The sequence below is a fragment of the Paenibacillus popilliae ATCC 14706 genome (assembly GCF_000315235.1).
GTDB lineage: Bacteria > Bacillota > Bacilli > Paenibacillales > Paenibacillaceae > Paenibacillus_B > Paenibacillus_B popilliae.
In genome coordinates this window covers 1-303 of sequence record NZ_BALG01000537.1, presented here as the reverse complement: position 1 = coordinate 303, position 303 = coordinate 1, and the positions used below count along the sequence as shown (strand labels likewise).

The window sequence follows — 303 nt, the reverse complement described above, 5'->3', positions numbered from 1 at the left end:
TATTGACATAGATGAAGATAGCCATAGTTAGGATATTGATCGTGTAAAACAGCGACAAGGGCATCCCAAGCGAATCTGGCGATAACACATTGGTCTTCATCACAACAATATGTTGACCGATCCCGATACGCATCTCTGGTAGAACAAGGTTAACAAAATAGATAAATACAACACAAGCAAACCCAGCCGTCGCCTTCTTCGTCCATTGCGCTATACACAGTTGGATAAGCGCAATCGTCACCGAGCCGATCACTTGTACACCCCATATATGGAATACAATAACGGGTAACGAATACAGTCGGA

General features: G+C 43.6%; 1 protein-coding gene. It reads right to left on the bottom strand.

Annotation, left to right across the window (positions count from 1 at the left end):
- The coding region (locus PPOP_RS24965; RefSeq protein WP_234399912.1) for a hypothetical protein at window positions 1-253 on the bottom strand (253 nt) is incomplete at its 3' end.
- Window positions 254-303 lie beyond the last annotated feature (50 nt).